Source organism: Mycolicibacterium aurum (genome assembly GCF_900637195.1).
Taxonomy (GTDB): Bacteria; Actinomycetota; Actinomycetes; order Mycobacteriales; family Mycobacteriaceae; genus Mycobacterium; species Mycobacterium aurum.
Map to the genome: position 1 here is coordinate 3,520,630 of NZ_LR134356.1, position 18,836 is coordinate 3,539,465.

General features: G+C 68.9%; 16 protein-coding genes. 4 read left to right on the top strand and 12 right to left on the bottom strand.

Annotation, left to right across the window (positions count from 1 at the left end):
* Nucleotides 1-5: 5 nt before the first annotated feature.
* On the bottom strand, nucleotides 6-1,136 hold the full coding sequence (locus EL337_RS16460; protein WP_048631858.1) for a M24 family metallopeptidase: 1,131 nt from the start codon (nucleotides 1,134-1,136) through the stop codon (nucleotides 6-8).
* Nucleotides 1,137-1,188: 52 nt separating this feature from the next.
* Here EL337_RS16460 and EL337_RS16465 point away from each other — a divergent pair, with 52 nt between their 5' ends.
* Nucleotides 1,189-2,151: a 5'-3' exonuclease gene (locus EL337_RS16465; RefSeq protein WP_109860076.1), complete on the top strand. Its 963-nt coding sequence runs from the start codon at nucleotides 1,189-1,191 to the stop codon at nucleotides 2,149-2,151.
* A gap of 9 nt (nucleotides 2,152-2,160) precedes the next feature.
* On the opposite strand, the gene EL337_RS16470 is transcribed toward EL337_RS16465, so the two are convergent.
* The 6 genes from EL337_RS16470 to EL337_RS16495 all read right to left on the bottom strand — a co-directional run bounded on the left by EL337_RS16470 (nucleotide 2,161) and on the right by EL337_RS16495 (nucleotide 9,131).
* Nucleotides 2,161-2,982, bottom strand: coding sequence for a DUF4333 domain-containing protein (locus tag EL337_RS16470; RefSeq protein ID WP_048631646.1), 822 nt, complete (start codon nucleotides 2,980-2,982; stop codon nucleotides 2,161-2,163).
* A gap of 74 nt (nucleotides 2,983-3,056) precedes the next feature.
* A complete protein-coding gene (locus EL337_RS16475) occupies nucleotides 3,057-5,834 on the bottom strand; it encodes a DEAD/DEAH box helicase (RefSeq protein WP_048631647.1) in 2,778 nt (925 codons plus the stop codon).
* On the bottom strand, nucleotides 5,818-6,762 hold the full coding sequence (gene tatC, locus EL337_RS16480; RefSeq protein WP_048631648.1) for a twin-arginine translocase subunit TatC: 945 nt from the start codon (nucleotides 6,760-6,762) through the stop codon (nucleotides 5,818-5,820). Before tatC ends, EL337_RS16475 begins: the two co-directional genes overlap by 17 nt.
* Nucleotides 6,763-6,834: 72 nt before the next feature.
* Nucleotides 6,835-7,092 (bottom strand): Sec-independent protein translocase subunit TatA, encoded by a 258-nt coding sequence (tatA, locus tag EL337_RS16485; RefSeq protein ID WP_048631649.1) that lies wholly within the window; start codon nucleotides 7,090-7,092, stop codon nucleotides 6,835-6,837.
* 30 nt (nucleotides 7,093-7,122) lie between these two features.
* Nucleotides 7,123-8,109: a helix-turn-helix transcriptional regulator gene (locus EL337_RS16490; protein WP_048631650.1), complete on the bottom strand. Its 987-nt coding sequence runs from the start codon at nucleotides 8,107-8,109 to the stop codon at nucleotides 7,123-7,125.
* Nucleotides 8,106-9,131: a helix-turn-helix transcriptional regulator gene (locus EL337_RS16495; RefSeq protein WP_109519822.1), complete on the bottom strand. Its 1,026-nt coding sequence runs from the start codon at nucleotides 9,129-9,131 to the stop codon at nucleotides 8,106-8,108. The genes EL337_RS16490 and EL337_RS16495 overlap by 4 nt, the downstream gene beginning before the upstream one ends.
* Before the next feature lie 90 nt (nucleotides 9,132-9,221).
* Here EL337_RS16495 and EL337_RS16500 point away from each other — a divergent pair, with 90 nt between their 5' ends.
* Nucleotides 9,222-9,809, top strand: coding sequence for a class I SAM-dependent DNA methyltransferase (locus EL337_RS16500; protein ID WP_048631651.1), 588 nt, complete (start codon nucleotides 9,222-9,224; stop codon nucleotides 9,807-9,809).
* Between the two features lie 6 nt (nucleotides 9,810-9,815).
* Here the strand turns inward: EL337_RS16500 and pafA are convergent, their stop codons facing one another.
* Nucleotides 9,816-11,174 (bottom strand): Pup--protein ligase, encoded by a 1,359-nt coding sequence (gene pafA, locus EL337_RS16505; RefSeq protein ID WP_109519823.1) that lies wholly within the window; start codon nucleotides 11,172-11,174, stop codon nucleotides 9,816-9,818.
* A gap of 112 nt (nucleotides 11,175-11,286) precedes the next feature.
* On the opposite strand from pafA, the gene EL337_RS16510 reads away from it, so the two are divergent.
* Both EL337_RS16510 and EL337_RS16515 read left to right on the top strand, forming a co-directional pair.
* A complete protein-coding gene (locus EL337_RS16510) occupies nucleotides 11,287-11,568 on the top strand; it encodes a DUF7162 family protein (RefSeq protein WP_048631653.1) in 282 nt (93 codons plus the stop codon).
* Nucleotides 11,568-13,178 (top strand): alpha/beta hydrolase, encoded by a 1,611-nt coding sequence (locus tag EL337_RS16515; RefSeq protein WP_048631654.1) that lies wholly within the window; start codon nucleotides 11,568-11,570, stop codon nucleotides 13,176-13,178. The genes EL337_RS16510 and EL337_RS16515 overlap by 1 nt, the downstream gene beginning before the upstream one ends.
* Here the strand turns inward: EL337_RS16515 and EL337_RS16520 are convergent.
* The 4 genes from EL337_RS16520 to EL337_RS16535 are packed head-to-tail and all read right to left on the bottom strand — an operon-like array spanning nucleotide 13,147 to nucleotide 18,836.
* Nucleotides 13,147-13,938 carry an IclR family transcriptional regulator gene (locus EL337_RS16520; protein ID WP_048631655.1) on the bottom strand — a complete coding sequence of 264 codons (792 nt, stop codon included), beginning with the start codon at nucleotides 13,936-13,938 and terminating at the stop codon, nucleotides 13,147-13,149. The genes EL337_RS16515 and EL337_RS16520 overlap by 32 nt on opposite strands.
* 12 nt (nucleotides 13,939-13,950) lie before the next feature.
* Nucleotides 13,951-15,798, bottom strand: a complete 1,848-nt coding sequence (locus EL337_RS16525; RefSeq protein ID WP_048631656.1) for a putative nucleotidyltransferase substrate binding domain-containing protein — start codon at nucleotides 15,796-15,798, stop codon at nucleotides 13,951-13,953.
* Complete coding sequence (locus tag EL337_RS16530; RefSeq protein ID WP_048631657.1) at nucleotides 15,773-17,308, bottom strand: GMC family oxidoreductase; 1,536 nt, start codon at nucleotides 17,306-17,308, stop codon at nucleotides 15,773-15,775. The genes EL337_RS16525 and EL337_RS16530 overlap by 26 nt, the downstream gene beginning before the upstream one ends.
* Nucleotides 17,301-18,836 (bottom strand): APC family permease, encoded by a 1,536-nt coding sequence (locus tag EL337_RS16535; protein ID WP_048631658.1) that lies wholly within the window; start codon nucleotides 18,834-18,836, stop codon nucleotides 17,301-17,303. Before EL337_RS16535 ends, EL337_RS16530 begins: the two co-directional genes overlap by 8 nt.

Sequence of the window (18,836 nt, forward strand, 5' to 3'; positions counted from 1 at the left end):
GCCGATCACAAGACCGGCACCACCACCAGGTCGTGGGGCCTGTTGTTGACCGACATCGCCCCGTCGGAGGTGACGATCACGATGTCTTCGATACGGGCGCCCCACTGCCCCGGGAAGTAGATGCCCGGCTCCACCGAGAACGCCATACCCTCCTGCAGCGGCAACGCGTTGCCGGCCACGATGTAAGGCTCCTCGTGCACGGACAACCCGATTCCGTGCCCGGTGCGGTGCACGAAGGCCTCGGCCAGTCCTTCGTCGGCGAGCACGTCGCGGGCAGCGGCGTCGACCTGTTCGGCAGTCACGCCGGGCCGAACCACCTCGACCGCGGCGCGCTGGGCGCGCTGGAGCACCGCGTAGCGCCGCGACACCTCGGGGTCGGGATCGCCGATGCTGTACGTGCGCGTCGAGTCGGAGTTGTACCCGGGATCGTAGGGACCCCCGATGTCGACGACCACGATGTCGCCGGCGCGCAATTCCCGATCCGAACATTCGTGATGGGGGTCGGCGCCGTGCGGCCCCGACCCGACGATGATGAATGCCACCTCTGAATGCCCTTCGGCGACAATGGCTTCGGCGATGTCTGCGGCCACATCGGCTTCGGTTCGGCCCGGCACCAGGAACTCGGGAACCCGTGCATGAACCCGGTCGATCGCGTCACCCGCCTTGCGCAGCGCCTCGATCTCCGCGGCGTCCTTGACCATGCGCAGTGTGCGCAGGACGTCGGTGGCCAACACCGGCACTTCGCCGAGGACATCGGCCAGCGGCAGCAGATGCAGGGCCTGCATCGAGTCCGTCACCGCCACGGCGAACGGGGCCGCACCCGGAAGCGCCTCCGCGACCAGTTGGTAGGGATTGTCACCGTCGACCCAATCCCGCACCGCGACACCGAGTTCCGGCACAGCTGAGTCCTTGAGCGAGGCCAGCTCCAGCCGCGGCACGATGATCGACGGATCGCCGTCGGCGGGCAGGACCAGCGCGGTCAACCGTTCGAAGGTCTGCGCGCGTGAGCCCACGAGGTAGCGCAGGTCGTAGCCGGGGGTGATGACCAGCCCGGCCAGCCCCGCGTCGGCGGCAGCCCGCGCCGCGGCTGCCATCCGCGTGGCGTAGACGTCTGTGGGAAAACGACGGTCCGTCATGTCCTTCAGGCTAATCCCGGGCCGGTCGGGATGCCCTGGCAGGATGGCGCGCATGACCCAAGATGCCCCGCTGGTGCTCCTCGACGGTGCGAGCATGTGGTTCCGCTCGTACTTCGGTATCCCGTCGTCGATCACCGCGCCCGACGGTCGCCCGGTGAACGCGTTGCGCGGGTTCCTCGACGCCGTCGCCACGGTGATCACCCGCGAGCGCCCGGGGCGGCTGGTCGTGTGCCGCGACGACGACTGGCGCCCGCAGTGGCGCGTCGACCTCATCCCGTCGTACAAGGCGCACCGGGTGGAGCAGGAGAACCCCGGCGCGGCACCCGACGTCGAGGAGGTTCCCGACGAACTGACCCCTCAGGTCGACATGATCATGGAGATCCTCGATGCGTTCGGGATCGCGACTGCCGGTGCCCCCCAGTGTGAAGCCGACGACGTGCTGGGCACGCTGGCCGGCCGCGAACGCCGCGACCCCGTGGTCGTGGTCAGCGGTGATCGCGACCTCTTGCAGGTGGTGCGCGACGAGCCGGTCCCGGTGCGGGTGCTCTATCTGGGTAAAGGGCTGGCCAAGGCCATCAAGTGGGGTCCGAGGGAAGTCGCCGACACCTACGGTGTGCCGATCGACCGGGCCGGTCCCGCATACGTCGAGTTGGCGCTGCTGCGTGGCGACCCGTCCGACGGCCTTCCCGGCGTGGCCGGTATCGGCGAGAAGACCGCGGCAACACTGCTGGCCCAACACGGGTCGCTGGACAACATCGTCGCCGCCGCACAGGATCCGTCCTCGAAGATGCCCAAGGCGCAGCGGAACAAGCTGCTCGCCGCCGGCGACTACATCGACAAGGCCGGACCCGTCGTGCGGGTCGCCACCGACGCCGAGGTCGACTTCTCGACCGACAGCGACGAACTTCCGCTGGCCGCGCGCCACCCCCGCAAAGTCGTCGAACTCGCGGAGCGCTACGGCGTGTCGTCCTCGATCGGACGCCTTCAGTCGGCTCTGGACAAGCTCCCGAGCTAGCGGCCCGCCCTACTTCGGGCGGCCGACCTCATAGGTGCCGTTGTCGTCCTGGAATGTCACCGTGACCTGGCGCTTGGTGCCGTCGATGCTGACCTCGCACTCGAAGGTGTCACCCTTCTTCACCGTCGGGCTGACACCGCCGTTGCACACCACGTCGTTGACGTTCTTGGCTCCGTAGCCGTTGGTCTCGTCGGTGAGGATCTGCTCGACACCGCTCTGAGCGGCGGTGACGTCCAGCTTGGTGGTGACGAAGAAGCCCGGCTTCCAGAAGCCCAGCACCAGCACGACCGCGATGATCACGGCGGCGAGCAGGCCCAGGACGGTACCGATCAACGCCATCGACCGTTTCGAGCCTTCCTCCGGTCCCGGTCCGGGGTATCCCGGACCGCCCGGATACTGGCCGTACTGCCCGGGCTGACCCGGCTGCCCGTACTGACCGGGCTGGCCGGGCTGGCCGTAGGCGCCCGGCTGACCATAGGCGCCCGGCTGGCCGTATCCACCGGGCTGGCCGTACTGGCCGGGGGGCGGATAGCCGGCGGGGGTGTACTCCGTGGGCTGCTGCTGACCGTACTGATCAGTCGCCGGATACTGCTGCGGGCTGTACGTGGGCGGCTGCTGCGACGGTTGCTGGTACTGCGGATACTGCTGCGGCGTGTACGCCGGTGGCTGCCACGCCGGCTGCTCCGAGCCGGGAGCCTGCTGGCCGGCACCCGGGGTCGGCGGTTGCCACCCCTGGTTGGCCGCCGCATCGCCCGCCGGCTGGTCCGTACCGTGCTCGGGCTGCTGGCCCGGCCACGGCTGCGTCGGGTCGGAACCCTGCGGTCCGCTCATTTCTCTCCTTGCATCGTCCACGGCTGGTGCGCCCGCTCCTGCGCTTGTCTGTGGGGCCCCGCTGGCTCAACACACTACCCGGCATCAACAGCTACGACGCCGCGCCGAACGTCGTTGATTGCGCGTTTCGCGGTTGCCCGCAACGCCGGTGACGGTGCGGCGCTGCGCACCTGGTCGGCCAGATCCAGTACCTGCCGGCACCACCGGACGAAGTCGCCGGCGGACATCGACGAGCCGCTGCCTGCGGCGTCCGACGCGGCGAGCGCCGACGTGAGGTCGCCCGTGCTGGCCCACCGATGGATGGCGACGACGAAGCCGGTGTCGGGCTCGCGACTGTAGGAGATCCGGTGCCGCTGCTCGTCTGCGCGCAGCTCCGACCACAATCTCCGGGTCTGATTGAGCGCGCGGCGCAGGCGCCCGGTCGGGATGTCGGACCCGTCGCCCGGGCCGTGCCCGTCGCGGCGCGACTCGTAGAGCACCGTGGACAGCGCGGCGGCCAGCTCGGCAGCGTCCAACCCCTCCCACACGCCGGCCCGGAGGCATTCGGCGACCAGCAGGTCGCTTTCGCTGTAGATGCGGGCCAGGACCCTGCCGTCGTCGGTCACCATCGGCGTGTCTGCACCGCCGGCACCGGTCTCGTCGACGGCGATGAAGCCCCGCTCGGTGAGCAGCACGACGATCCGGTCGAAGGTCTGGGCCAGCGAGTTCGTCGCCGCGGAGATCTTGGTGCGCACCTGGTCGTTGTCCCGCTCGATCCGCAGGTAGCGCTCGGCGGCGCGGGCCCTGTCCTCACGGTCGGGCAAGCTGTGCGCCCTGTGAGACCGCATCCGCTCACGAAGCGCCGCCAGTTCCGGGTCGACGTCGGGGTCGAGCTGGGGTCCGCTCCTGCGGCCCCGGGCCGAGGGCACATCGAGACCGGCAGCAGCCGACCGCAAGGCCGAGGCCAGATCACGTCGGGCCCGCGGGTTGCGGTGTTCGACCCGCTTGGGCAGCGTCATCTTGCCGATCGGCCCGGCGGCGCCCGAGTAGTCCGCCGACGAGATGCGACCGGCCCATCGGTGCTCGGAGAGCACCAGCGGGCGCGGGTCGTCGTCTTCGCGCGCGGGCTCGAGCACCACGGCCAGCCCGCCGTGCCTGCCGTGGGTGATGGTGATGATGTCCCCGCGCCGCAGCGCCGCCAGCGCGGTGTTGGTGGCCTGGCGTCGCTGCAGCCGCCCCGCCCGCGACTGTGCGCGTTCGCGTTCGGCGATCTGGGCCCGCAGCCGCACGTAGTCCAGGATCGGCGCGTCGTCGCCGCCGAGTTCAGCCGCGAGTTCGGCGAGCATGCGCTCACCGCGCTCGACACCGCGCACCAGCCCGACGACCGATCGGTCCGCCTGGTACTGGGCGAAAGACCGCTCCAGCAGCGTGTGCGCCTGAGCGGGCCCCATCTGGTTCACCAGATTGATGGTCATGTTGTAGGTCGGCGCGAACGAACTGCGGAGCGGGAACGTCCTGGTCGACGCCAGTCCGGCGACTTCGGCCGGGTCGACGTCCGGGTTCCACAGCACCACCGCGTGTCCCTCGACGTCGATCCCGCGGCGGCCTGCCCGGCCGGTCAGCTGCGTGTACTCCCCCGGCGTCAACGGCATGTGCTGCTCGCCGTTGTATTTGACCAAGCGCTCCAGCACCACAGTCCGGGCCGGCATGTTGATGCCCAGAGCCAGTGTCTCCGTGGCGAAGACAGCCTTCACCAGACCAGCGGTGAACAGCTCCTCCACGGTGTGCCGGAACGTCGGCAGCATGCCCGCGTGGTGGGCGGCCAAGCCGCGCAGCAGCCCTTCGCGCCACTCGTGGAAGTCGAGCACGATCAGATCCGAATCGGCGAGATCGGCCGTGCGACGGTCCACGATCTCGGCGATGCGTGCCCGTTCTTCGGCGGTGGTCAGCCGCAGCGAGGAACGCAGACACTGTTTGACCGCGGCGTCGCAGCCGGCCCGGGAGAAGATGAACGTGATGGCGGGCAGCAGCTCACTCTGCTCGAGCACCGTGATCACGTCGGGCCTGCCGGGAGTCCGGTACAGGTTGGGCGGGCGGCCCCCGCGCCCACGACCTCGCGGCTGCCAGTCGGCCAGCCGTTCGGCTTCCCGCCGATGCGCGATGTGACGCAGCAGCTCGGGGTCGACGAGCAGATTCCGGTGCGCCGGTCCGGACATCCGATAGTCGAACAGGTCCAGGAGCCGCTTGCCCACCATGACGTGCTGCCACAGGGGTACCGGGCGGTGTTCGTCGACGACGACGGTCGTGTCGCCGCGCACCGCCTTGATCCAGCCGCCGAATTCCTCGGCGTTGCTCACCGTCGCCGACAGACTGACCAACCGGACGTCCTCGGACAGGTGCAGGATCACCTCTTCCCAGACCGCGCCGCGCATGCGGTCGGCGAGGAAATGCACCTCGTCCATCACGACGTAGGAAAGTCCGTGCAGTGCAGGCGAATCCGCGTAGAGCATGTTGCGAAGCACCTCGGTGGTCATCACGACCACGTCGGCGTCACCGTTGATGGACTGATCGCCGGTGAGCAGACCGATGCGCTCCGCGCCGTACCGGCGCACCAGGTCGCTGTGCTTCTGGTTGCTCAGCGCCTTGATCGGTGTGGTGTAGAAGCACTTCCGCCCGGCGGCCAGTGCGAGGTGCACCGCGAACTCGCCGACCACCGTCTTGCCCGCGCCGGTGGGCGCACACACCAGGACGCCGTGCCCCTGGGCCAGCGCCTCGCAGGCACGGCGCTGGAAGCCGTCCAGCACGAAGGGCAGTTGCGCGGTGAACTCGTCCAGCGCTCCGCCCGGCGCGGCCGGCTCAGGTTGCTTCGTCATCAACTGCGAGTCGTGACGGCGCGGGTACCGGTGAGGGCGCGTCGATGCTCTCGGCCGGTTCGATCGGCGCGGCCTCGTCATCGGAGACAGCGGCCTCCCGCCGCGCCTTGCGCCGGTCACTGAGGCGTGCGACCTGGATCGACACCTCCAGCAGGATCGTCATGGCCACCGCCAGGGCGAGCATCGAGAACGGGTCCGAGCCCGGGGTGACGAACGCGCAGAAGATGAACAGGCCCATGATCAAGCCGCGACGCCACGCCTTGAGCCGCTCGTAGGTGAGGATGCCGACGAGGTTGAGCATGATGATCAGCAGCGGGAATTCGAAGCTGATCCCGAACACCAGCAGCAGGTTGATGAGGAAGCCGAAGTACTGGTCGCCCGACAGGGCTGTCACCTGCACATCGCTGCCGACGGTCAGCAGGAAGCTCAACGCCTTCGACAGCACCACGTAGGCCAGGATGGCGCCCCCGATGAATAACACCGCCCCGACCATCACGAACGCCACCGCGAAGCGGCGCTCCTTGGCGTAGAGCCCAGGCGTGATGAATGCCCATACCTGGTACAGCCACACCGGGCAGGCCAGGACGATGCCTGCGGTCATGCCGACCTTGAGCCGCAGCATGAACTGGTCGAACGGCGCGGTGGCCAGGAGCCGGCATCCGCCGTCTTCGGTGATGGACGCCCTGGCGGATTCCGGCAGTGCGCAGTAGGGGCCGCGCAGCCAGTCGCCGAGGCTGGGCAGCCCGAACAAGCCGTGGCTGTACCACCAGAACCCGAAGATCGTCGTCACGAGGACGGCGAGGACGGCGATCAGGAGCCTGCTGCGCAGTTCGGCGAGGTGGTCGACCAACGACATGGTGCCGTCGGGGTTCGTTCGTGAACGTCGCTGCCGAGGGTTGAGCTTGGTGAGAAGTCCGGATATCTGCACGGGGTTGCCTAGAAGCCGATCACGGGCACGAACTCATCGACGCGGCACAGACCGCATCGATCAGTGACCGGGTCAGGCTGGGCGTTTGTCCGACGTCGTCTCGGACGGGGCCTGGGTGGCACTGCCTGCTGCCGGATCCGGAACACGCTCGGATGAGATCTGCGTCGGCTGCTCCGGCTTCGAATCGGCCTGCATCTCCTTGATCTCGGACTTGAAGATGCGCATCGACTTACCCAGCGAGCGTGCCGCGTCGGGGAGCTTCTTGGCACCGAAGAGCAGCACGAACACCGCGATGACGATCACCCAGTGCCAGGGTTGTAGACCACCCAATTTGGTTACCTCCAGACGTCTGCGCCCAGCTTACCCGCCCGCCGAGGCGATGCCGAGCCGATACGCCTCCAGCGCCGCGGTGGCGGACTGCCGGACCCGGTCGGCCAGCGACGCCGGCTCCAGCACCTGGACGGCCGCGCCGAAGCCCAGGATGAAACGCGCCATCCACTGCTCGGAGGCGTATGTCATCGCCGCTTCGCAGGAGCCGTCGGGGAATTCGCGAAGCACGCGCAGCGGGTAGTAGTCGAACATCCACGCCGCGGACCGCTCGATCAGCAGCGTCGCCGTCGGCAGTGACGGGTCGGCGGTGTCGGGATCGAAGAGCGAGGTGTCCGGGCCCGCCTCGACCGCGGGCGAGGGCGGCACCGCGGGCTCGTCGAGCACTCTCGCGTCGACGATGCGGTCGAAGCGGAACAGCCGCACCGCCTCGGCGGACCGGCACCACGCCTCCAGGTAGCTGTGGTCGGCGACGAGGACGATGCGGATCGGGTCGACCACCCGGCTGGACAGCACGTCGTGGGAGGCCGAGTAGTACTCGATCGCCAGCGCACGGTCGTCGCGCACGGCGGTGCGTACCGCGGCGGCGGCCTCGCTCTCCGCCGGGGCGGGCTCATCGACCGCGGCGCCCTCTACGCCGTGACCCACACGCCCGGCGGCCGACTCGATCTTGGCGATCGCACTGCGCGCCGCCTCGGGGTCGACCACGCCGGGCACGTCGACCAGGGCGCGCAACGCGACCAGCACGCCCGTCGCCTCCGGCGAGGTCAGGCGCAGCGGGTGGTCGATACCGGCCGAGAAGGTGACCTCGATGGTGTCGCCGGAGAACTCGAAGTCGATGAGGTCACCGGGCCCGTAGCCGGGCAGCCCGCACATCCAGAGCTGGTTGAGGTCGTCACGCAACTGTTTGACACTGACCCCGAGGTCGGATGCCGCCTCGCCGTAGGTGATCTTCGGGTTGGCCTGGAAGTACGGCACCATGTTGAGCAGCCGCACCAGCCGCGTGCTGATGGCCGTCACAGCTGGTCCACCTCCAGTGCGCCGGTGCGGGCGCGGTCCACGGTCGAAAGGTGACCTTCCAGGCGGGCGATGACGTCGTCGCGCAGCGATTCGGGTTCCAGTGCCACGGCGTCGGCGCCGTACCCGGCCACCTCCCTGGCGAGCCTGTCGAACGTGCCCATGTCGACGGTGATCTCCTCACCCTCCCGTCCCCCGACGGTCCTCGGACCCACCACGGTGCCGCGGCGGCGCAATGCGGTGGCGCGGCCGTCGGCGATCCACACCCGCGCCTGACCGGTCGGCCAGTCGCCCACCACCCGCGCGACGATGTCCCGGAGATTCACATCGGCGGGCCGCTCGACCGCCCCGGCGTCGCCGACCGGAATCACGTCGGGCCCGATCCTGGACAACCGGAACGTCCGGACCGCGGCGCGGTCCCGGTCGTGACCGACCAGATACCACCGTCCGCGGACGGTGACCACGCCCCACGGTTCCACGGTGCGGGTCACGTAGGGATCGCTGCGCGAATACCGGTGCGAGAACTGCACCACATGTCCGGAATCGATGGCGGACAACAGGATTCCGAGAACCTCCTCCGATCCCCGCAGGCCGGGCAGCGCGGCGGTCGACGTGATCGCGACGTCGCCGTCGGGTGCGTCGACGTCGATGCCTGCGGCCCGCAACTTCAGCAGCGCACCCTGGGTGGCCGTGATCAGCTCCGGTGACTGCCACAGCTGCGTGGCCACGGCGACGGCAGCGGCTTCGTCGGGGGTCAGCTTCACCGCGGGCAGCGCGTAGGCCTCCCGGTTGATGCGATAGCCCTCGGTCGGGTCGGTCGTGGACACCCGCCCGGTCTCCAGCGGGATGCCCAGATCGCGGAGTTCGTTCTTGTCTCGCTCGAACATCCGGGAGAAGGCCTCGTCGCTGGCACCGTCGGAGTATCCGTAGACGGTGTCGCGGATCCGGTCGGCCGTGATGAAGGACCGCGTGGACAGCAGCGCGATGACGAGATTCATCAGGCGTTCGACTTTGGAGATCCCCACGACGTAGAGCTTAAGGCGCGTTCGGGATCCCGTCGGACAGGCAGTGAGCGTTTACGCATTGCTGCGGCGCGTCTGACACGATTCTCACCCATGGGCACCCGCTGGCAGGATTCCGACAGGCCCCGTGGCGACGACTACGACGCGCGGTGGCAGCATCTGGCGGCCTCGGGCAAGGGCGTGCACGGCGAGGCGGACCTCGTCGAGTCGCTGCTGCGTAGCAGCGGCGGAACCCGGGTGCTGGACGCCGGGTGCGGAACGGGCAGGGTGGCAATCGAACTCGCGGCGCGCGGTTTCTCGGTGGCCGGGCTCGACGCCGATCCGTCGATGCTGCAGGCGGCCAGGCGGAAAGCACCGCAGCTGCACTGGATCGAGTGCGACCTCGTCGACACCGGCGCCCACCTGGACGAGACGTTCGACCTGGTCGTGCTCGCGGGAAACGTGATGATCTTCGTCGACGGCGGGACCGAGGCCGCCGTACTCGAGCAGATGGCGGCCCGGCTGGAGCGGGGCGGCCTGCTGGTGGCCGGTTTCCAGTTGCACACGGGACGGCTGACGCTGGAGCGCTACGACGAGCTGGCGGGCGCCGCGGGCCTGGAGCTGGTGGACCGCTGGTCCACCTGGGACCGGGAGCCGTTTCACGGCGGCGACTACGCGGTGTCGGTCCACCGACTCACGTAGGCCGGCTCACATCGACGCGATGAGCCGTTTGACCCGCTCGTCCACCGAGCGGAACGGGTCCTTGCACAGCACGGTGCGTTGCGCCTGATCGTTGAGCTTGAGGTGCACCCAGTCGACGGTGAAGTCGCGACCGGCCTCCTGCGCCGCGCTGATGAACTCGCCCCGCAGTTTGGCCCGCGTGGTCTGGGGCGGGGTGTTGACCGCCGCCTCGATGTCCTCGTCGGTGGTGATCCGCGCCGCGAGACCCTTGCGCTGCAACAGGTCGAACACGCCGCGACCGCGCTTGATGTCGTGGTAGGCCAGGTCGAGCTGGCTGATCTTCGGGTCGGACAGCTCCATGTTGTAGCGGTCCTGGTAGCGCTGGAACAGCTTGCGCTTGATGACCCAGTCGATCTCGGTGTCGACCTTCGCGAAATCCTGGCTCTCGACCGCATCGAGCTGGCGGCCCCACAGTTCGACGACCTGCTGGATCTGGGTGTCGGGTTCGCGGCTCTGGAGGTATTCGACCGCGCGGGCGTAGTACTCGCGCTGGATGTCGAGCGCGCTGGCCTGCCGGCCGCCGGCCAGGCGCACGGGGCGCCGCCCGGTCAGGTCGTGGCTGACCTCCCGGATGGCGCGGATCGGGTTGTCGAGCGAGAAGTCGCGGAACGCGACACCGGCCTCGATCATCTCCAGAACCAGCGACGCCGATCCCACCTTGAGCATCGTGGTGGACTCACTCATGTTGGAGTCGCCGACGATGACGTGCAGCCTGCGGTACTTCTCCGCATCGGCGTGCGGTTCGTCGCGGGTGTTGATGATCGGCCGGGACCGGGTGGTCGCGCTCGACACGCCCTCCCAGATGTGTTCGGCGCGCTGGGACAGGCAGAACGTCGCCGCCTTGGGGGTCTGCAGCACCTTGCCCGCTCCGCAGATCAACTGGCGGGTGACCAGGAACGGAAGCAGCACATCGGAGATGCGGGAGAATTCGCCGGCGCGGACGATCAGATAGTTCTCGTGGCAGCCGTAGGAGTTGCCCGCCGAGTCGGTGTTGTTCTTGAACAGGTAGATGTCGCCGCCGATGCCCTCGTCGGCGAGCCGCTGTTCGGCGTCGATGAGCAGATCCTCGAGCACGCGTTCACCTGCGCGGTCGTGCGTCACCAACTGGATCAGGCTGTCGCACTCCGCCGTCGCGTATTCGGGGTGGCTGCCCACGTCGAGATACAGCCGCGCACCGTTACGGAGAAAGACGTTGCTGCTACGCCCCCACGACACCACCCGGCGGAACAGATAGCGGGCCACCTCGTCGGGACTGAGCCGGCGATGGCCGTGGAACGTGCAGGTCACACCGAATTCGGTCTCGATGCCCATGATTCGTCGCTGCACCTCATCGAGACTACAAGCTGGTCGGCGGACACGGTGGCCGGACACCCGATGACGGGGCGAATACCTGTGGATAACCGGGTGAAGGCCCCCTTGCGGTCTGCCAGCATGAGCCATGGGGGAAATCGCACATGTCGATCTGGAGCGGTTGCGCCGTGTGGCGGACAGCTTTTCGGGTGCAGCGGCCGAGGTGGCGGGCCTGAGGTGGCCAAATCTCGATCCTGGCGCGCTGCCCGGCTCCGCGGTGGCAGAGGTGGTGGCGGCGCGGGATCTGATCTCCGGCCCGCTGGACGATCTGGTCGCCGGCTTGCAGCGCTGGGCGACCGCGGCGCGGGCCGCCGCGGAGGAGTTCCAGCGGACCGACAGCGTCAACGGGACTCGGTTCACACCGCGGTGATGCGCCCGACCGTGCCTGCGGCGCTGACGTGGCGGCCCGAGGCGCTGCTGACGCCGGCCAGGGAGTGGGACGCCGCCGCGCGCAGACTGTCCGACGTCGTCGAGTCCGCTGTGGCCGACGCGGACCGGAGTCGGGACCACTGGACCGGGTCCGCAGCCGACGCCGCGCGGGAGCGGGCCTGCCGCATCGCGGACGAGACCGCGGTGCTGGCGCGCCGGCTGGTGCTGGCGTCGGTGGCGGCGCGCGACGGCGCCGACCAGATCTCGGCGGCCAGGGACGCGGTGCTGGCCCAGCTTGACCTGGCCCGGCGCGACGGCCTGCAGGTCGCCGACGACGGGACGGTCACCCTCGGCGCCGACCCGGCACGGGTCCTCGTCCTGCTCGCGGGCGGCGCGGACGATGTGGCCGAGGACATGCTCGCCGTGCGGGCGGCGGAGTTGAGCGTCCGGATACGGGATGCGCTGGTACGGCTGGGGGCCGCGGACGCCGACGCCGCCGACGACATCTCGGCGGCGCTGCGCGCGACCGACGCGGACGCGACCGACGCGCCGGCGGCGACGGTTCCTGCGGGCGCATGGCCTGTGCAGGCCGCCGACGTGGTCGACGCGTGGCCGGCGATGAGCCAGGACCGGATCGCCGCACAGGTCGCGGCGATGACTCCCGAGCAGCGTGAGCGCCTGGTCGCCGCATTCCCCCAGCGGGTCGGCAACACCGACGGGATCCCCTGGGAGATGCGCATCGCGGCGAACCGTCGCAACATCGCGGCGGCTGTCCTGGCCGAGTCCGGCTTGGACGAGGGGTCACGTCGCCGCATCGAGTTCTACCGCGGCCTGCTCGGCGAGGTCGATGATCCGGCAGGCGGCGCGCGGACCACCCGCAAGATCGTGGCCTTCGACCCGGGCCGGGCCTCCCTGGTGGAACTCAACGGCGATCTCGCCACCGCGCGCAGCGTTGCGGTGCTGGTGCCCGGGGTGAACACCACCATCGAGGGCTCGGCCGCCAACACCGCCACCGCACGCCGCTTCGTGACGGAGACGGGCGGCGACGTCGCCGTGATCACCTACCTCGGAGGACCGTTCCCGCAGGTCCACGACCCGGCGGCGGTGCTGTTCGATGCCGCCGACCCGCGGTATGCACTGGACATGGCGCCACGGCTGGTGGCCTTCACCGAGGACGTCGATCGCCAGGTCGGCGATGCGGTGCCGGTGACGGTGATCGGACATTCATACGGTGGGTCGGTCGTCGGGACCGCCGAGACGCTGGGGCTCACCTCGGACCGCACCCTGTTCCTGGCGGCAGCAGGCGCCGGGGTCGGTGTGGACGACGCCGGCGACTGGCGAAACCGCAACGCGGGCGTGCTGCGCTTCTCGATGACCGCGCCCGGTGACTTCATCGAGCTGGTCCAGGGCATTCCGGGGGGACCCCACGGCGCCGACCCTGACGAGCTCGACGGCGTAATCCGATTGAGCACAGGCAATTACGATGACGGACGACCGGTGGCGGGCTGGGAGGCGCACTCCGGCATGCTGAACCGGCCGTCGGTTTCGTGGCGGACCATCCTTGCGGTGATCGCCGGACCTATTCCCCAGCCCAGCCCAGTCGGCCGCTGATCTGGTCCGCGGCCGCGATGGTCTGCTTCGCCACCTCGTCGAAACGGTCCGCGGCCAGTCGGTATGACGGACCCGAAACACTCAGTGCGGCAATGACTTGTGCGTGGGCGTCGTAGACCGGCGCGGCCACGGCGTTCAAACCCACCTCGAGCTCCTCGGTGACGCTGGCCCAGCCACGCTCGCGCACCGTGTGCAGTTGCGCCTCCAGATCGGGCACGCTGGTGACGGTGAGCTCGGTGAACGCCGTCAGCGGGCCGTGTAGCCGAGCGCGGACATCGTTGACGTCCAGGCCCGAGAGCAATACCTTTCCGCTGGACGTCGCGTACGCCGGGCAGCTCTGCCCCACCCAGGTACGGAGCGTGATCTCCGACGGGCCGATGGCTTCGACGATGTTGACGATGCGGTCCTGGTCCAGGACAGCAAGATTGGCGGTCTCGCCGACGTCGGCGCTGAGAATGTCGCAGGCGTCCTGGCCCAGTGTGACCAGGCTGGTCCGCCCTCCCGCGACGTGGGCCAGGCGCGGGATCGCGAAACCGAGCCGGTACTTGCCGCGTTCGGAGATCTGCTCGACGAACCCGCGGGTCTCCAGCACCGCGATCAGCCGTGACACCGTCGACTTGTGCACGCCCAGCTCAGCGGCGATCTCGGTGACCCCGGCCTGACCGAGACCCGCGACGATTTCGAGGACCTGCAGCGCCCGGTCCACGGATTGCACGGCGGCGGGTGGATCGCCGGGTACAGAGTCGTCGCGGGTGGCCATTGCCCAGCCACCCTATACGCCGGTGAACCCGAGGTTGCCGACTCGTCGCCGTACCGCGGCGATCTCGCGCAGCCCGTCGCCGAGCAGGCTGCGGTTCAGCGGCGACAGCTCCGACATCGTGACGATGTCGCCGGGGGTATGGCCCGCGGCGATCTGCTCGACCTGGTGGGCCATCCGGAGTCGCTGCAGCATCGCGAACACGTCACACAGTGTCCGCGCGTCGGTCTCGCTGACGGCGCCGGCCTGCGCCGCGGCCGCCAGTCGGGCCGGGGTGGTGGCCGAGGTGACCCCCGCGGTCAGCCCGCCCCATCGGGCGAGGTTGACGATCGGCGTGACGGCGTGGTTCTTCAGATCGAATGTGCCACCGCGGCGCGACACCACGTCACGCAGCGAGCGGGTCCGCACCTTCCCCGACAGCGCGTCGAGCAGTTGCAGGCGCAACGCATTGGGATGCTCGCGGCGGATGCGTTGGTAGGCGGCGGGCACGGTGTGCAGCGCGGGATCTCCCCACACCACTCTGGCGTCGATCAGCAGAGACGAGAACATCAAGCCGCGGTCGCGCAGCGGATCTTCCAACCACCCGCGCGCCGCGTGCCGCCACTCCGATTGCGACCGGGAGAACCGCGGCTTGGCCGCGATCGCGCCATTGCGGTCGGACGGTAATCCGCATGCGTCGAGCAGGTCGTGCACCTCGGTGGCCACCGCTCGCAGCCGCGGAGCGTGGTCGGCGATGTCGTCGCGCCAGGACAGCGCGCTGTCGACGTCGGAGGACGGCATGGCTTCGCGGCGCGCGACACTGCCGAGGGTCAGCCACGCGAATCCGTCGGCAGTGGCGCTGTCGTGTTGCGCCAGCACGAGTTCCAGTGCGCGACGAACCAGGCTGTCGATGACGACCGACAGGATGGCGCTGGTTGCACTGGCTTTGGTGCCGTTGCGGTACAGGTCGACGGCGGTTCCGGTGACGCGCTGACCCACCTGCTGCAGCTGGGCTGCGTCGGCGGCCTGCGCAATGGAGCGACGCAGCATGAAGCTCTGCCGCGCCGACGCGGCGAGCAGGTCGGCGTCTTCGAGAACACCGAGGACCTCGCCCCGCGTTGTCAGCACCGGCATATGCCGCAGACCGCATTCCAGCATCTCCATCAGCACGCTGTCGGCGGTCAGGTCGGCGGTGACGGTGCGGGCGGGAGCACTCATCACCCGCTCGATCGCCACGTCGACCGGCAATCCGGCCGCCACCACCCGGGTGCGCAGGTCACGGTCGGTGAAGATGCCGAGGCCGCCATCGCGCTGCCGGATCAGCGCGTAGGACACGTGATGCTCGGTCATCTGCACCACGACGTCGCGCACCGACTCCGCGGGGTGGACCACCAGTACGTCCCCGCGCACGAGTTCGGCAACGGGTCTGCTGTCGGTGGCGGGCGCGATCGTGGGCCGATCCGCGGCGCGGCTCCACCCGGATGAGGCCAGGAACGCCAGGCCTGCCGGTTTGGCGAACTGCGCGCGCACCAGAGCGCCGGGAAGCCGGAGCAGCGTGCTCGGCACGCTGGTCCGGGCCTCGAAGTCCATTCCCGCACCGGTCAGCAGCGGCATGTACCCGAAGATGCCGCCGGGGACGACGACGTCGATCACCGAACCGTCTGCGCTGGAGCGCAGCGTCACGAAACCCGTGCACACCATCCAGATCTCGTCGGGGACCCGTGCCGAGTAGTCGGCGACGACGACGCCGGCGGCGAACTGTTCGATCGACGCGCCCGCGGCCAGCTCGGCGAGTTCGGCATCGGTCGAGCCCTGAAAAGGCGTGTGCCGGGCCAGGAACGTCGGCAGATCGGACAGGTCAGGTCGCGCGGATGAGGTCGGCACACTTCTCCGCCATCGTCATCACGGTGATGTTCGGGTTGACCGCGGGCAGTTTGGGCATGGCCGAGGCGTCCACCACCCGCAGCCCCGTCACGCCCTTGACCCGCAGTTGCGGATCCAGCACCGCCATCGGATCCGACGCCGCACCCATCCGGGCCGTGGCCGCCGGGTGGTAGACGGTGTTGTGGCAGCGGTGGATGTAGTCGAGCAGCTCCTCGTCGGTGGTCGCGTCGGGCCCTGGCGCCAGTTCCCGGGCCACCCAGGCGGCCAGCGGCGGCTTCGCGGCGATCTCCCGCGCGAGCTTGACGCCGGCGAGCATGATGCGGTCGTCGTAGCCGTCGGGATCGGTGAAGTAGCGCGGATCAACCCTGGCCCGGTCCCGGAAATCCCGGGACCGCAGCCGCACCGTGCCGCGGGAATGGCCCTGAGTCACGTTGGGCGTCAGGCAGAATCCGTTGTCTGTGGTCGGATATCCGTGGCGCAGTGTGTTCATGTCGAACGGGACGCTGCCGTAGTGCATCATCAGGTCCGGCTGGGCCACACCGTCATCGATGGTGGCGAACAGGCCGATCTCCCACCACTGCGTCGACGTCGTCACCATCGGCTTCGAGGCTTCCCAGAACACCAGTCCCTCGACGTGGTCGTCGAGGTTGGCGCCCACGCCGGGTGAGTCGACGCGCACGTCGATGCCGATCTCACGCAGGTGTGCGGTTGGCCCGATTCCGGAGAGCATCAACAACTTCGGTGTGTCGATTGCTCCTGCCGTGACGATCACCTCACGGCGCGCGTGCACGGTGTCGTAGCCGGTCAGATCGGGCCGCTGATAGCGAACGCCGGTGGCGCGCAAGGCGTCGTCGAACAGGATCTCCGAGATCCACGAGTCGGTGCGGACCTCGAGGTTCTTGCGGGTGCCGAGGATCGGATGCAGGAAGGCCTTCGACGTCGAATTCCGGATTCCGTCTTCGCCGCCGTTGATCTGGAACCAGCCCGCCCCGTTGCGCACCGTCTCGCCCCTGTTGAACGCCACCGTCGGCAGCCCGGCAAGCGCTGCCGCTTCGAGAACGGCGGCACCGCAGGGATCCCGGGGTGGCACGTCACGCAGCCGCACGGTCTCGGTCAGTCGGGTGACCAGCGGGAGCACCTCGTCCGCGCTCCATCCGGTGGCACCCATCTGCACCCAGTCGTCGAGTGTCTCGGCGGGCGGGTGGAACGCGATGCACGAATTGTGCGACGAGCAGCCGCCGAGCACCTTCGCCCTGGCGTGGCGCATGAACGAGTTGCCACGCTCCTGTGGTTCCACCGGGTAATCCCAGTCGTACCCGGAGTCGAGAAGGTGCATCCACTCCGACAGCACCAGGATCGCGTCGTCGCCGACGTCGCTCGGGCCCGCCTCGATGAGGCAGACCGTGACGTCGGGATCCTCGGACAGCCGCGCGGCCAGCACACATCCCGCCGTGCCACCGCCGGCGACGACATAGTCGAACTCGGCGGCGGGGGTGTCCACGTCAGCCATCCGTCTTGGCCTCCGCGACGGTCTCGGCGGCATGCGACTTCAGCGTGCCGATGTGGTTGCGGCCCTTGAGGAAATACCACAGCAATCCCGAACCCAGGATCACGCCGATGTACACGAACGCCCCCCAGGTGTTGTACCAGGGTTCGCCGTATACCGCGGCACGCGGCCAGGCCAGGTTGAGCGCCATGCCGACGCCCCACACCACCGCGACGATGTTGACCGGCAGACCCCACCTGCCCATCGTGAAGTAGCCGCCCTCCTTGAGATCCTTTGGTGGCCACTGCCCCTGGAGCCGCTTCTTGAGCAGCGGCCCCGTCACCATCAGATAGGCGAGGTAGATCATGATGATGGCGATCGACGTCAGCACCGTGAAGATCTGGACGTTGGCGATGTTGACGACCAGGATGATCACCGCGATCACGCCGATGGTGACCGCAGGCACGATCGGCGTCTGTGTCTTCGGGTTCACCGTCGCCAGCCTCTCACCGAACGGAAGCGCGTTGTCGCGAGCCATCGCGAACGTGAGCCGGATGGCCGCGGTGTGCACGGCCAGAGTGCAGACCGTGACGGCGATGACGATGCAGATCAGGAAGACCGTACCGAGCGGACCGCCCATGACCTGTTCCACGATGTATTGCAGACCGCCGGTGCTCTCGCCGAGTGCCGGATCCTCAAGATCGGGCGCGGCCATGACCGCGAACACGAGGATGCCGCCGCCGATCACGAAGGACGCCAGGATGGCCCGGGCGATCGCCTTGGGGGCCGTGCGCCGCGGCTCGACCGTCTCTTCGCCGAGCGAGCTGGCGGTGTCGAACCCGTACATCACGTAGCCCGACGCCAACGACGCGATCAGGAAGGCTCCCAGGAAGCCCATGCTCTCCCCCTGGCCGTAACCGTTGGTGGAGAAGAAGATGTCCGGACCCCGCTCGATGTTCGCCGCGAGCAGCACGACGATCAGGACCGCCGCGATCAGCTCGATGAACACGCCGGCGCTGTTGATCCTCGACATCAGCTTCACACCGAGCGCATTGACCAGCGTGGTGAACGCGATCAGAACGGTCCCGAGCAGAACCGCGTTGGCGGCGTAGTCGTACTCGCCTGTCCCGTCGCCGATGATCTGGAATCCGCTCCACACCCGGGGCAGGTTCAACTGATAGGCCAGCGCCACCGCCGAGATCGTCACGATGGATGCGGTGAGCATCAACCAGCCCGACATCCAGCCGACCAGCCGGCTGGCGAGCTTCTTGCTCCAGTTGTAGACCGACCCCGCGACAGGGTATTTGGCGGCGAGCTCCATGAAGCACAGCGCCACTGCCATCTGCCCGACAAACACCAGCGGCCATGACCACAGGTACGCCGGCCCGGCGGTGCCGAATCCGAAATAGAAGAGCTGGAAGGTGCCGGTCAGGATCGAGATGTAGCTCACGCCCGCGGCGAAACTGGCGAACTTCCCGATACTGCGGTCCAACGATTCCTTGTACCCGAAATCCTCCATGCCGCTGTCGGCATGCGGTTCTCTGATCACCAT

Bases quoted from the DNA above. Each gene is read 5' to 3' on its own strand.
- EL337_RS16460 (WP_048631858.1), bottom strand. From the start codon at position 1,136: ATGACGGACCGTCGTTTTCCCACAGACGTCTACGCCACGCGGATGGCA.
- EL337_RS16465 (WP_109860076.1), top strand. From the start codon at position 1,189: ATGACCCAAGATGCCCCGCTGGTGCTCCTCGACGGTGCGAGCATGTGG.
- EL337_RS16470 (WP_048631646.1), bottom strand. From the start codon at position 2,982: ATGAGCGGACCGCAGGGTTCCGACCCGACGCAGCCGTGGCCGGGCCAG.
- EL337_RS16475 (WP_048631647.1), bottom strand. From the start codon at position 5,834: ATGACGAAGCAACCTGAGCCGGCCGCGCCGGGCGGAGCGCTGGACGAG.
- EL337_RS16500 (WP_048631651.1), top strand. From the start codon at position 9,222: ATGGGCACCCGCTGGCAGGATTCCGACAGGCCCCGTGGCGACGACTAC.
- EL337_RS16510 (WP_048631653.1), top strand. From the start codon at position 11,287: ATGGGGGAAATCGCACATGTCGATCTGGAGCGGTTGCGCCGTGTGGCG.
- EL337_RS16515 (WP_048631654.1), top strand. From the start codon at position 11,568: ATGCGCCCGACCGTGCCTGCGGCGCTGACGTGGCGGCCCGAGGCGCTG.
- EL337_RS16520 (WP_048631655.1), bottom strand. From the start codon at position 13,938: ATGGCCACCCGCGACGACTCTGTACCCGGCGATCCACCCGCCGCCGTG.
- EL337_RS16530 (WP_048631657.1), bottom strand. From the start codon at position 17,308: ATGGCTGACGTGGACACCCCCGCCGCCGAGTTCGACTATGTCGTCGCC.
- EL337_RS16535 (WP_048631658.1), bottom strand. From the start codon at position 18,836: ATGGTGATCAGAGAACCGCATGCCGACAGCGGCATGGAGGATTTCGGG.